This is a genomic window from Kaistella montana, assembly GCF_024436175.1.
Classification (GTDB): domain Bacteria; phylum Bacteroidota; class Bacteroidia; order Flavobacteriales; family Weeksellaceae; genus Kaistella; species Kaistella montana.
On the sequence record NZ_JANFQP010000002.1, the window covers coordinates 341,573 to 355,132 of the forward strand.

Consider the following 13,560-nt stretch of genomic DNA (forward strand, 5'->3'; position numbering starts at 1 on the left):
CTGCTTTATTTTTTTTAATGAACAAATATAATACATTTTAATGAAACACAATTTCTGTGCCTCTGCTTATAGATACCAAAAAGCGACCCGTTTTGAGGTCGCTTTTTGGTATAATTGATTAAGTAAATGAATTACTGTTGTGCTGCCTTATTGTAAACTTCAATTCGGTAGTCTTTGATTTTGGCGTTATCCTGAAGACTTTTCAGTAAAGCCTGACCAAATTGTTGTGCGTTTTGACCAGCAATAGATTGAGCAATTTGTTTAATGTCTCCCTGTTGTTTATTGATAGTTTCAGATTTTTTCACCAAAACATAAACTCCGGTTGCACCTTCTACAGGATTCGAAAGTTTTCCTTTTGCAACACCGAATGCTGCTCCGGCAACTTTAGGTTCCATAGCTCCCGCAAGTTGTGGGCTCAACATATTCACTTGTGCAGATTGTTTCCCAGTTGAAAACAATTTCGCAATTTGATCTAGTGAAGTAGCTTTCGCAGCAACGATTTTATCTGAAATTTGTTTAGCGATTAATTTATTCATCACCATCGGTTCAATTTGCTCTCTTACCGCTTCTGCATCGGCAGTTCCTGCATCTTGTACTCCATTTAGATATACAATGACTCTGTCACCAGTTCCGTCTACAGTGAAAATATCAGTATCTCCTTTTTTACGTTTTTTGTCAAAAGCCCAAGCGATGATTTCTTCATCTTTATCAGTTCCTAAACCTGGCAATTGTCCTTGGAAACGGCCAACTTCTTTCGGATTGAAGAATTGATAGTTGTTTTTCTTAGCGACATTAGCAAAATCATTAAAGGATTTTCCTTGTACTTGCTGAATGAATTTGGTTGCTTTTGTATAAACTTCATTTTCTGTCTTGTCGGATGCTTTAATTGCTTTCACAAGGTTGGCAATTTTATAAGTCATCGCTCCCGATTTTTTATCTTCAATATTGATGATATGATAACCGAAAGGCGTTTCTGCTATTCCTGTAGTCCCTTTTGCGTTAGAAGCAAGGAACTGTAAATATCCTGGAGCGAAAGGAGTTTCAGGAGTTGTCCAACCTACACTTCCGTTTCTTTCTACTGCGTTGGGTTCGTCAGAAAGTTTTAAACCTTCAGCAAATTTTGCTGGATTTGCTTTGATTTGAGCCAATAAATCTTCTGCGATTTTTTTCGCTTCAGCTTGAGTTCTGGTTGCGGTAGAACGCTCAGCTCCTTTGTAAGCAATCAAAATATGTTTTGAAAGCGTAGAATCTGAAGTTTTTTTGTCTAATAATTTAGAAACAACATAGAAATTTTGTTCTTTATAAGGTCCGAAAGTTGTTCCAGGACTTGCCGTTGCTACTTTGTCTTTAATTCCTGCAGGAAGTTGGTTTGCAGAAAAATACTGAGGATTGAAAGGCATATCCGAATTTAACGCCACAAACATTGAATCGTTAGCTGTGTTTTGGAAATTTTCTTTTCCTCCACTCATTTCGGTTCCTTGTGCATAAAGTTTGTTGATTTCTGCAAGAGTCGCAGCATCGTCAGTCGCGCTTGCTGCAGCTGGGAAATATACAACACCTATGTTTCTGCTCGCATCTCTTTTGAACATGATCGGGTGTGCTTTGATATAATTTTCCAAATCCTGTGTAGAAACTTTTATTGGATTTTTCTGTGCGTAAGCGTTATAATCAACTTTTACATAATCGATATTAGCAAGCTGATCTCTTTGCTTCATCATTTCCTCCGCTTCTTTTTTGCTCACGGTAATTCCGGTAGAAACGTTTGCAAAAAGCTGTCTCGCCATCATTCTGTATTCAATTGATTTTTTTGTTTTCAACCAATTGTTATACATTTCCACATTTCCGCTGTTTTTCAGTTCTTCGATTTGTTTTTTTATTTCCTGACTTTTAAAATTGCCTTTAGCATCAAAGTTATCAGGATTTTGTGCAAACATAGGATCATACTGAAGCTGATTCCAGAACATTTCATCAGTCAATGTAAGACCCATTTTTTCAAACTGTTGTTTGATTAATTTGGATTGCACCAACATTTGCCAAGCTTGCTCTTCCAAACCTTTGGTTGGTTGGCCTTGTTGTTGAGCCTGTTGCTGAAGCATGAAAAGTTGATCATCAAAATCTTCTTTTGAAATTTCTTCTCCATTTACTTTTCCGAAAACACCTGGATTTGCACCAAACAGCTTCTCTAAACTATCTGGATTTACTACGAAAGCCAACATCGCCAATGCGATAATTCCCATCAAAAGCCAAGGTCTGTTTCTAATCTGTCCTAAAACTGCCATTTTATTTATATAATTTTTATCAGTGTGCGAAAATACACATTTTTAACAGATTAAGAAAAAAATTAATCCTTTTAAAAATAATTTTTACCAAAAAAGGAAATTTTGTCCAAATTATCTAATGGCACAATGCTTGTGAAATTACATGCACCTAATTATTTTAGGGAGTTTCAGAGCAAAACTTTTAATTTGCTTATTAATCGATTAAAATAAAATGACAATTTGTCATTTACTAATATTATGACAGAATTTGACGACCTCAATTTTGATGAAATGATGGATGATGGTTTCAGTATTGTAGCTGAGGAAATAAATATCGCTGATGTGATGGAAGCCTCCCAGAATACAGAACAAAAAATTTTCCCGATTTTACCGGTAAGAAATATGGTGATGTTCCCAAAAGTGGTTATTCCCATCACTGCAGGCCGCGAAAAATCGATAAAACTCTTGGAAGATGCCCAGAAAAACAATGAATTGATCGGGATTATCAGCCAGAATAATTCAAGCATTGAAAATCCTACAGAGAATGATCTGTACAAAACCGGTACTTTAGCAAAGATTATCAAAATCATTAAACTTCCTGAAGGTAATGTCACAGCAATTACTCGTGGATTCCAGAGATTTACCGTTAAAAAATTCACTGAATCCAAACCTTATTTTAAAGCGGAAATCTCCAAACTTAAAGAGGTTAATTCTAAAAAAACTGAAGAATATGCTGCGCTTTTAGAAAACATTAAAGATTTAGCTTTAAAAATTGTGGATTTGGATCCAAATATCCCAAATGCAGCAAATTTCGCCATCAAAAACATGAGCGACAACGAAGATTTGCTCAACTTTATCTGCACAAATGCGAATTTTTCTCCCGCAGAAAAGCAAAAACTTCTGGAAGAAAAACACTTGATGAATCGCGCGCAGAAATGCTACGAACTGATGCATAATGATTTCAGAAAACTGGAACTTCGCAACCAAATTCATCAGAAAACCAATCGAGAACTGGACAAAAGCCAAAGAGAATATTTCCTAAACCAGCAAATGCGCGCCATTCAGGAAGAACTTGGCGGCGGACCAGAATCCGATGTTGAAGAACTTTTGCAAAAAGCAAAAAAATTAAATTGGAGCGAAGAAGTCGAAAATCATTTCCAAAAAGAAATCAACCGCCTTCAGCGACAAAATCCGAATTCGCCCGACTATAATGTTCAGCGAAATTACCTCGATTTTTTCACCGAACTTCCTTGGGAATCTTATTCGAAAGACATTTTCGACATTAGTAAAGCCGAAAAAGTTCTCGACAAAGCACATTTTGGATTAGAAGATATTAAGAAAAGAATTTTAGAACACATGGCTGTTCTGAAACTCAAAAACAACATGAAATCTCCAATTTTATGTTTGGTAGGTCCTCCGGGAGTTGGTAAAACTTCACTCGGAAAATCCGTTGCAGACGCACTTGGGAGAAAATATGTAAGAGTTTCTTTAGGTGGTTTGCATGATGAATCCGAAATCCGAGGACACAGAAAAACTTATATCGGAGCGATGGCGGGTAGAATTTTGCAATCCATAAAAAAAGCCGGCACCTCCAATCCGGTGATTGTTTTGGATGAAATTGATAAAATCGGACAGGGAATTCACGGAGATCCAAGTTCCGCATTGCTCGAAGTTCTCGATCCTGAACAGAATAATTCGTTCTACGACAATTTCTTGGAGATGGGTTACGATCTTTCTAAAGTAATGTTTATCGCAACTGCAAACTCGCTTTCAACCGTACAAAGACCTTTGCTGGATCGAATGGAAATCATTGAAATAGCTGGTTATACTTTGGAAGAAAAAGTAGAAATTGCCAAAAGGCATTTGATTAAAAAACAACAGGAAGAAAACGGACTTGACACAAAATCTTTCAAACTCGGAAATCCAGAACTGAAACATATTATTGATGCCCACACCTCCGAAAGTGGCGTGCGCGGTTTGGAAAAGCAAATTGCTTCCGTCGCGAGATGGGTGGCTTTGCAAACTGCTTTGGAAAATGAATACAATCCGAAAATCACTATAGATAAAATTGATGAAATTTTGGGTGTTCCGAGACCAAAAAGTTTATCCGAAATCACCGGCGTTCCCGGTGTAGTAACCGGTTTGGCATGGACTCAAGTTGGTGGAGATATTCTTTTTATCGAAAGTATTCTAAGTGAAGGGAAAGGAAATCTTTCGATGACGGGAAATCTGGGAACGGTAATGAAAGAATCCGCAACCATCGCATTGGAATACATCAAAGCTAAGCACGATGAATTGGGAATTTCTTCAGAAGATATTCAGAAAAAAAACATTCACGTTCACGTTCCGGAAGGCGCGACGCCAAAAGACGGTCCATCTGCAGGAATCGCGATGCTTACTTCGATTGTTTCAAGTTTTAAAAACAAAAAGGTAAAATCTCACCTTGCGATGACCGGCGAAATCACCCTTCGCGGGAAAGTACTTCCAGTAGGCGGAATTAAAGAAAAATTATTGGCTGCAGCAAGAGCAGGAATCACTGAAATCATCTTGTGTGAAGCCAACAGAAAAGACGTGGAAGAAATTAAAAAAGATTATTTAAAAACCTTGAAAATCAATTACGTAAACCGAATGAGCGAAGTAATTGAGCTGGCGATTGAAAAATAATTTTAAAAGGAACAAATAAAATAAGTAATTTTATTTTCAATTAAAAACTTTATTATGAAAATTGTAAAACTCATTTTATTCTCGCTTTTCGCGTTAATGTTCATCAATGCTGGACTCGACAAATTTTTCCACTATATGCCGATGCCGGAAAACATGCCTGAAGAAATGCAGAAAGTAGGAACAGCATTCATGCAGATTCCTTGGTTAATGCCATTAATAGGGATTACCGAAATAATCGGCGGTATTTTAGTACTTTACCCCAAAACAAGAACTTTGGGCGCCATCGTTCTTTTACCGGTGATGGTCGGTATTATCACGCACAACTTCACCGTTGCGCCTTCCGGAAGTGGTATCGGAGTGGGTTTAGTAATGCTTGTCATCAATATTTGGTTACTTTTTGATAACAAAGAAAAGCTAAAAGCCATTTTCAGTTAATATTAAATTTAAGATAAACAACAAACTTCACCTTCGGATTTTCCGGAGGTTTTTATTTTTCCGTAAATTTGTGGCGTTTTAATTCTCATTTTTCATTAAAAACATATGTTACCAAAAATAAATCCTACCCAAACTTCCGCGTGGAAAGCTTTAAACCAACATTTTGCTGACACCGATTTTGATCTTCGTTCCCTTTTCCAAAACAACCCGGAGCGTTTTCATCAATTTTCAAGAGTACGCCCGAATTATTTATTCGATTTTTCTAAAAACCTTATTAATGACGAAACTTTTGAATTATTAATAAAATTAGCAGAAGAATGCGAACTGAAATCTTCAATCGACAAAATGTTTTCTGGAGATAAAATCAATGAAACCGAAGGAAGAGCAGTTCTACATACAGCTTTAAGAGATTTTTCAGGCAAAGAAATTTTGATTGATGGCAAAAACATAAAACCAGGAATTGAAAAAGTTCTGAACCAAATGAAAACCTTTTCTGAAAAAATAATTTCGGGAGAACACAAAGGATTTTCAGGCAAGGAAATCACCGATGTTGTCAATATCGGAATCGGTGGATCTGATCTTGGTCCGGTGATGGTTTGCTCGGCTTTGAAACACTTCAAAACCCGATTAAATGTGCATTTCGTATCAAATGTCGATGGAAATCACATCGCAGAAGTTGTGAAAAACCTCAATCCGGAAACTACCCTTTTCATCATCGCTTCGAAAACTTTTACCACTCAAGAAACGATGACCAATGCAGAAACAGCAAAAAATTGGTTTCTAAAATCCGGAAAACAAGAAGATGTCGCAAAACATTTTGTGGCTTTATCAACTAATATTCAATCAGTTAAAAGCTTCGGAATCGCAGAAGAAAACATTTTCGAATTTTGGGATTGGGTTGGCGGAAGATATTCGCTTTGGAGCGCGATCGGTTTAAGCATCTCTCTAGCCGTAGGTTACGAAAATTTCGAGCAATTACTGAAAGGCGCACACGACACTGATGTTCATTTTCAAACTGCGGATTTCAAGGAAAATATTCCTGTATTGATGGCGCTTTTGGGAGTTTGGTATCGAAATTTCTTTAATTCTGCAACGTATGCAATTTTGCCATATTCACAATATTTAGATCGTTTTCCGGCCTATCTTCAACAAGGCGATATGGAAAGTAATGGAAAATGTGTGGACAGAAACGGCGAATTTGTGGATTACGAAACCGGTCCAATTATTTGGGGAGAACCGGGAACTAATGGTCAACACGCATTTTATCAACTGATTCACCAAGGAACTGAGCTGATTCCGGCAGATTTTATTGCTTATGTGAAATCTTGCAATCCGGTTTCTGATCATCAGGAAAAACTTTTGGCGAACTTTTTTGCACAAACTGAAGCTTTAGCATTTGGAAAAACCGAGGAAGAAGTTGTTGCAGAATTTGAAAATCAAGGCAAAAAAGAAGAAGAATATAACCATTTGGTAAATTATAAAGTCTTCCACGGAAACACTCCAACAAATTCACTGTTATTCAACGAATTAACTCCATTTTCATTAGGTCAATTAATTGCACTTTATGAACATAAAATCTTTGTTCAAGGTGTAATTTGGAATGTTTTCAGTTTTGATCAATTTGGAGTAGAATTAGGAAAAGTTTTAGCAGGAAAAGTACTTTCAGAGCTTGAAAATGAAGCAGTTGTAACATCCCACGATTCTTCTACCAATGGTTTGATGAATTATTTTAAGGAAAATAAATAATCTGAAATCAATAAAAAGTAAAAATAAAATGGCACAAATCCTCGACGGTCTAAAAGTTTCGAAAGAAATAAAACAGGAAATCCGCGCAGATGTAGAAAAAATCATCGCGAGCAAAAGACGAGCTCCACATTTGGTGGCAATTTTAGTCGGAAACAACGGCGCGAGCATCGCTTATGTAAACAATAAAATAAAGGATTGCAAGGAAGTTGGTTTTAAATCTTCTTTGGTGAAATTTCCGAGTACCGTTTCGGAATCTGAACTTTTAGAAAAAATTGATGAACTCAACAAATCGAAAGATGTAGATGGATTTATCGTGCAATTGCCTTTGCCTAAACAAATCGATCAGGAGAAAATCATCATGGCGATTGATCCCCGAAAAGATGTGGATGGTTTTCACCCAGAAAATTTCGGAAAAATGGCTTTGGAAATGGACACTTTCCTACCCGCAACTCCGTATGGAATTCTCACATTGTTAGAACGTTACGGAATCGAAACCAAAGGAAAACATTGTGTTATTATCGGAAGAAGCCGTATCGTTGGAAAACCGATGAGCATCTTGATGGGACGTAAAGATTTTCCAGGAAATTCAACGGTAACCCTCACGCATTCTTACACTCCACATATTGAAAAATTCACCCAAAACGCTGATATTGTGATCACTGCATTGGGCGATCCAAATTTCCTTAAAGCTGAAATGATCAAAGAAGGAACCGTAATCATCGACGTTGGAATTACCCGAGTTGATGACGATTCGGAGAAAGGATATCATCTCGCAGGAGACGTAGATTTCGAAAGCTGCAAAACCAAAGCTTCATGGATTACACCCGTTCCCGGCGGTGTAGGTCCGATGACCAGAGCGATGCTGATGAAAAATACCATATTAGCTTATAAAACCTCAGTTTATTATGATTAAAGAAGAAGAAAATATATTACTCAATGAAGGAAAAATGCTCCCGGTAATGGAGCATTTTTACACTTTACAAGGAGAAGGTTCCCACACCGGAAAGGCTGCCTATTTCATTCGCCTTGGCGGTTGTGACGTAGGTTGTCATTGGTGTGATGTAAAGGAAAGTTGGGATCCGAATCTTCATCCATTAATGGACACAGAAGAAATTGCACAAACTGCGGCGAAATACTGTAAAACCATCGTTTTAACCGGCGGAGAACCACTGATGTGGAATCTCGTTCCGCTCACTACCCGATTGAAGGAATTAGGCTGTACCATTCACATCGAAACTTCCGGCGCGTATGAAATGAGCGGAATTTTGGATTGGATTACGCTTTCACCAAAAAAAACAGGTCTTCCAAAAGAAGAAATTTACCAAAAAGCCAGCGAATTGAAGGTCATTATTTTCAACAACAATGATTTTAAATTCGCAGAAGGGCAGGCTGCAAAAGTATCAGATAACTGCAAATTATATCTGCAAAGCGAATGGAGCAAAAGGAATGAAATGTATCCTAAAATTATCGATTTTATCCTTGCAAATCCGAAATGGCAAGCTTCCGTACAAACCCATAAATATTTAAATATTCCGTAAATAATACTAAATTTACTTTTTATATAAGGGGTTTATGCAAAAAATTCGATATTCTCGGTATTTTAAGGCTTTTTTCATTTTACTCGACGTACTGGTAACTACGGGAGTATTTATGTTCTTTTTTCTGAGAAATAACGATTATCATTTTGTGCAGAAGATTTGGGAACAGAATATTCTCTTGATTCTTTTGCTCACTCTTTTTTGGATCTTATTAAGCGGAAGAACCAAACTGTACTCTGTTGCCAGGAATCTTACCTATACCATTTACTTGGAAAGGCTTGTAACGCACATTTTTATATTCATTTTCGGAGTAATATTGTTGGCGAAAGTAAGCAATAACAGCTTCTTGAAGATGGATCGTTTCTATATTGCCATATATTTATTTTTCCTTCTATTCATCATTAAATCTTTGGTGTTTTTTACTTTAAAATATTTAAGAATTTTAGGTAAAAACTATAGAAATATTATGTTCCTGAATGATGATGCTTCCACGGAAATTCTTAAAAATATTCTCTATGAAAGAAAAGATTATGGTTTTAAAATTTTTGAATTTCCTAAAGAAGACCGTTTTAATTACGAAAAAATAAAAGAGTTTTGGAAAGAGAAAGAAATACACACTTTGTATCTCTCCTCGGAAGGGTTCACCCGCTATCAGGAGCAGGAAATTTTTCGCTTGGCAGAACGCTATAAAGTTCGTATCTCACTCATTCCAAGCATTATGAAAAATATTTTTTTTCAATATGATTTGGATTACATAGAAATGCAGCCGATCCTTGTCCGATCTAAGTTTCCTTTAGATTACCTTACCAATATTATTTTAAAAAGAACCATAGATATCCTTTTTGCAATAATGGTCTTAGTTTTGATTTGCACATGGCTTTTCCCTCTAATTGCAATTCTAATTTTGATCGACAGCAAAGGACCTGTATTTTTTATTCAAAAAAGATATGGGTTTCATGATGAAGTTTTCCAATGTATTAAGTTCCGTACGATGTATGTAAACAATGTATCAACCATGAAAACGACACAGGAAAATGATAGAAGAATTACCAAAATTGGGCAATTTTTGAGAAAAACAAGTTTGGATGAAATGCCACAATTCCTAAATGTTTTGCGAGGGGAAATGTCTGTAGTTGGACCAAGACCTCATATGTTGTTGGTAGATGATTTCTATAAACTAAAAATAGGAAGATATTCCGTGAGAAGCCTTGTAAAACCCGGAATTACCGGACTTGCACAAGTGAATGGATTGCGGGGAAACATTGGGGACATGGACGTTAAGATGCAAAAAAGAATCTTGGCTGATGCGTTTTACGTGAAAAACTGGAGTCTCAGTTTGGATTTTGTTATCATTTTCAAAACAATCTTTTTGGTGATTTGTGGTGATAAAAATGCGAATTAAAAAATTTAGAAAAAAATAAAACATTAATTTAGCAGAATGTTAAAAAACCTGTTGAGTCAAGTAGGAGCTTATTTTCTCCTGCTATCAAAAACGATTAAAAGACCCCAAAAATCATCGGTTTTTGGTAAACTTTTCATGCGCGAAATACATGATTTGGGAGTCAATTCTTTTGGGTTGGTGCTTTTTACCTCCATTTTTGTGGGTGCGGTAGTAGCAATTCAGATGTACAATAATTTTAGTGCCTCAACATTCCCAATTCCAAACTCATTCATTGGGTATGCCACCAAAGTAGTTTTAATTTTAGAATTTGCTCCTACCATTATTTCGGTAATTCTTGCCGGGAAAGTTGGTTCTTATATTGCTTCGAGCATAGGAACCATGAGGGTTACAGAACAAATCGATGCTTTGGATATTATGGGGGTAAATTCTCCTAATTTCCTAATTTTGCCCAAAATTTTAGCAAGCGTAATTTTTAATCCATTACTGATAGCCATCAGTATTGTATTCGGTATATGGGGTGGATATTTAGCAGGAATTGCGACCGGAAACTGGAGCGAGGCCGATTATATCACTGGAATTCAAATGTATATGCCTCAACATTTTATTTGGTATGCATTATTTAAAACTGCTGTTTTTGCATTTTTAATTGCGACGATACCTGCATATTTTGGCTATAACGTAAAAGGAGGTTCGCTGGAAGTTGGCCGCGCCAGTACACAGGCCGTTGTATGGACCATCGTTTCCATCATTATCACCAATTTAATATTAACTCAAATGTTCCTCAGCTGATGATTGAAGTAAAAGATTTAAAGAAAAAGTTCGAGGAAGTGGAAGTTTTGAAAGGAATTACCACCACTTTCGATACAGGCAAAGTAAACCTCATCATTGGGCAAAGTGGCTCAGGAAAAACTGTGTTTTTGAAAAGCCTTCTGAATGTATATCAACCAAGCTCGGGTGGAATTCTTTTTGACGGTAGAGACATCAATAAAATGTCCCGTGATGAGAAACAAATTCTCCGTTCCGAAATAGGCACTGTATTCCAAGGAAGTGCACTTTTCGACTCGATGACGGTGGAAGAAAATATCACTTTCCCATTAGATATGTTTACCAACATGACATTCCGAGAAAAGAAAAGAAGGGTTTACGAAGTGATTGGAAGAGTTCACTTGGAAAAAGCCAATCGAAAATATCCTTCAGAAATTTCTGGTGGTATGCAGAAAAGAGTTGCGATTGCCAGAGCAATTGTGAATTATCCCAAATATCTTTTCTGCGACGAGCCTAATTCTGGTTTGGATCCGTACACTTCCAATGTTATTGATGATTTGCTTTTAGAAATTACTAAAGAATATAACACGACAACGATCATTAATACCCATGATATGAACTCGGTAATGACCATTGGCGAGAAAATTGTATATCTACGTTTAGGAATTAAAGAATGGGAAGGTAATAAAGACATCTTAATCAATGCTGGCAATAAAAATCTGATTGATTTCGTTTATTCATCAGAACTATTCAAAGAACTTCGGGAATATTTCCTAGAAACCAATAAAACTTCAATTGACAATATTATTACAAAATCTCAAGACAATGAATAAAATTCTTAGTATCGCATTACTTTCCGCATCGGTGTTCGCTTCGGCACAAGTTTCCTTATCAGGAAAAGCAAATTTACTTTTCAAAACCGATAAGCCAACATGGGAAAACATCCAAGGAACTGCAGTGACAGCATATAACAATTCAGGAAAAAACAATGTTGGTTTCAATGTGGGTTTATCAGCTAAAATTAATTTACCGGTTTCCTTGTTTCTTATGCCTGAAATTTATTACACCACTTTTAAAACTGAATTTGAAGTACCCGAAAACAATACGACAATCGAGGTAAAAAGCAATCGTGTAGATGTTCCTGTACTTTTAGGTTATCGTCTTTTAGGTGATAATTTAGGGATTTTCCTAGGTCCTGTTGCTTCCTACAATCTTTCTACAGATAATCAGTACAATGATTTCAAGGAAAATGCTCTTAATAATTTCACGGTAGGATACCAATTTGGTGCGCAAGCTCAAATCCAGAAATTAATCTTGAACGCCAGATACGAAGGTGCCTTCACAAAAGACCAAAGGGATTTCATCAATAACAATGCCGGGACTAATGAAAGGATTCGCTATGACAGCCGTCCGAGTTTATTTATGGTAGGAATTGGTTATCAGTTTTAACAGATAATTTCAAAATAAAAAAATCCTCAGAATTAATAGCTCTGAGGATTTTCGTTTGTAGTATTTTGCACTGCTTGCTGTTTTGCCAATTCTGCAGCTTGTTTTTCCAGATCTTCTTTTTCTTTTCTCAATTGTTTCAATTCTCTGCGTTTCTGTTCTTCTTTCAACGCACTTCCTTTGCTTACATAACCAACAATTCCGCCGATAATTAATCCAATTCCGATTCCGGCTAATATTCCCATTAAGCTGATTGGTTCAAATAGTTTGACGATTGAAAATTCCGGCAATAGATAATAAAGCAAAAATGCTACTGCCAATAACAAGAAACCAATAAAAGTTAAATTTTTCATAGTCGTGATATTAAAAAACCTTTCCAAAAATAAGAATTTTTCGGAAAGGTTTGTGATAAATATTTTTATTCTTTTTTAAATTTTTCCACCTGCAGTTTTATAATATTCCAATGCTTTCGGCATGTGTTTATCTAAATCCGCTCTCCTATTTTCAGGACTTGGGTGGGTTGAAAGAAACTCTGGAGTTCCGCTGTTGGTTGATGCAGCTTCCATTCTTTGCCAGAAAGGTTGTGCTTCACGTGGATCGTAACCCGCCATTGACATTAAATAAAGTCCCATTTCATCGGCTTCCAACTCTTGGCTTCTACCATATTTCAAAAGAGCAACTTGCGCTCCAATTGGATAAACTTGCTGGAAAATACTCGCCATTTGTCCGCTTGTGGTACTTCCTAGAATTGCTCCACCATATTGGGCAACCATCGCTTGAGAAATTCTCTCGTTTCCGTGGCCAGCCAACGCGTGTGAGATTTCGTGACCTAAAACTACTGCTAATCCTGCATCAGTTTTAGAAATTGGTAAAATTCCGGTATAAACGGCAACTTTTCCGCCCGGCATACACCAAGCATTCACCTGTTTATCATCTAGCAAATTGAATTCCCATTGGTAATTGGTGAGATCTCCTTCACGACCGATGGAACGATAGTAATTGTTTGCAGCATTTTTTATTCTTGCACCTACATTTTGTACGCTTTTCGCAGCGGTGGTACCGCTTATTATTTTAGATTTCGAAAGCGTTTCACGATATTGCTGCAATGCTGCTGCAGAAATTTCCTGTTCATTTGCCAGTTGTAGCGTTTTTCTACCTGTAATTGGATTGGTTGTACAAGCCATCATCATTAGCGACAATGCTCCCATTCCTAATAGTTTATTCATATTTTTCATAGCTTAAATATTTTTCAAATCTGTAAGTAAATATGTTTCTATTAACAATTTTTATTCCATAATTTTATTCT

Annotated in this window: 12 protein-coding genes; 9 read left to right on the plus strand and 3 right to left on the minus strand. The window is 36.5% G+C overall.

Features of this window, described 5'->3' with window-relative positions:
• Positions 1–131 precede the first annotated feature (131 nt).
• Complete coding sequence (locus tag NOV28_RS07755; protein ID WP_255929398.1) at positions 132–2,279, minus strand: peptidylprolyl isomerase; 2,148 nt, start codon at positions 2,277–2,279, stop codon at positions 132–134.
• A gap of 237 nt (positions 2,280–2,516) precedes the next feature.
• On the opposite strand from NOV28_RS07755, the gene lon reads away from it, so the two are divergent.
• The 9 genes from lon (at position 2,517) to NOV28_RS07800 (ending at position 12,257) form a co-directional block, all read left to right on the plus strand.
• Positions 2,517–4,922, plus strand: a complete 2,406-nt coding sequence (gene lon, locus NOV28_RS07760) for an endopeptidase La (RefSeq protein ID WP_255929400.1) — start codon at positions 2,517–2,519, stop codon at positions 4,920–4,922.
• A 54-nt stretch (positions 4,923–4,976) separates the two neighbouring features.
• Positions 4,977–5,357, plus strand: coding sequence for a DoxX family membrane protein (locus NOV28_RS07765; protein WP_255929402.1), 381 nt, complete (start codon positions 4,977–4,979; stop codon positions 5,355–5,357).
• 105 nt (positions 5,358–5,462) lie between these two features.
• Positions 5,463–7,103 carry a glucose-6-phosphate isomerase gene (gene pgi / locus NOV28_RS07770; protein WP_255929404.1) on the plus strand — a complete coding sequence of 547 codons (1,641 nt, stop codon included), beginning with the start codon at positions 5,463–5,465 and terminating at the stop codon, positions 7,101–7,103.
• A gap of 28 nt (positions 7,104–7,131) precedes the next feature.
• Entirely contained in the window at positions 7,132–8,016 is an 885-nt protein-coding gene (locus tag NOV28_RS07775; RefSeq protein WP_255929406.1) for a bifunctional 5,10-methylenetetrahydrofolate dehydrogenase/5,10-methenyltetrahydrofolate cyclohydrolase, read from the plus strand.
• Positions 8,009–8,641 carry a 7-carboxy-7-deazaguanine synthase QueE gene (locus NOV28_RS07780; protein ID WP_255929408.1) on the plus strand — a complete coding sequence of 211 codons (633 nt, stop codon included), beginning with the start codon at positions 8,009–8,011 and terminating at the stop codon, positions 8,639–8,641. Before NOV28_RS07775 ends, NOV28_RS07780 begins: the two co-directional genes overlap by 8 nt.
• A 34-nt stretch (positions 8,642–8,675) precedes the next feature.
• Entirely contained in the window at positions 8,676–10,043 is a 1,368-nt protein-coding gene (locus NOV28_RS07785; protein ID WP_255929417.1) for an exopolysaccharide biosynthesis polyprenyl glycosylphosphotransferase, read from the plus strand.
• A 36-nt stretch (positions 10,044–10,079) separates the two neighbouring features.
• Positions 10,080–10,832, plus strand: coding sequence for an MlaE family ABC transporter permease (locus tag NOV28_RS07790; RefSeq protein WP_255929419.1), 753 nt, complete (start codon positions 10,080–10,082; stop codon positions 10,830–10,832).
• Entirely contained in the window at positions 10,832–11,641 is an 810-nt protein-coding gene (locus NOV28_RS07795; protein WP_255929421.1) for an ABC transporter ATP-binding protein, read from the plus strand. The genes NOV28_RS07790 and NOV28_RS07795 overlap by 1 nt, the downstream gene beginning before the upstream one ends.
• Complete coding sequence (locus NOV28_RS07800; protein ID WP_255929423.1) at positions 11,634–12,257, plus strand: outer membrane beta-barrel protein; 624 nt, start codon at positions 11,634–11,636, stop codon at positions 12,255–12,257. The genes NOV28_RS07795 and NOV28_RS07800 overlap by 8 nt, the downstream gene beginning before the upstream one ends.
• A gap of 32 nt (positions 12,258–12,289) precedes the next feature.
• On the opposite strand, the gene NOV28_RS07805 is transcribed toward NOV28_RS07800, so the two are convergent.
• Both NOV28_RS07805 and NOV28_RS07810 read right to left on the minus strand, forming a co-directional pair.
• Positions 12,290–12,607, minus strand: coding sequence for a LapA family protein (locus NOV28_RS07805; RefSeq protein ID WP_255929425.1), 318 nt, complete (start codon positions 12,605–12,607; stop codon positions 12,290–12,292).
• 75 nt (positions 12,608–12,682) lie between these two features.
• A complete protein-coding gene (locus tag NOV28_RS07810; protein ID WP_255929427.1) occupies positions 12,683–13,489 on the minus strand; it encodes a M48 family metallopeptidase in 807 nt (268 codons plus the stop codon).
• Positions 13,490–13,560 lie beyond the last annotated feature (71 nt).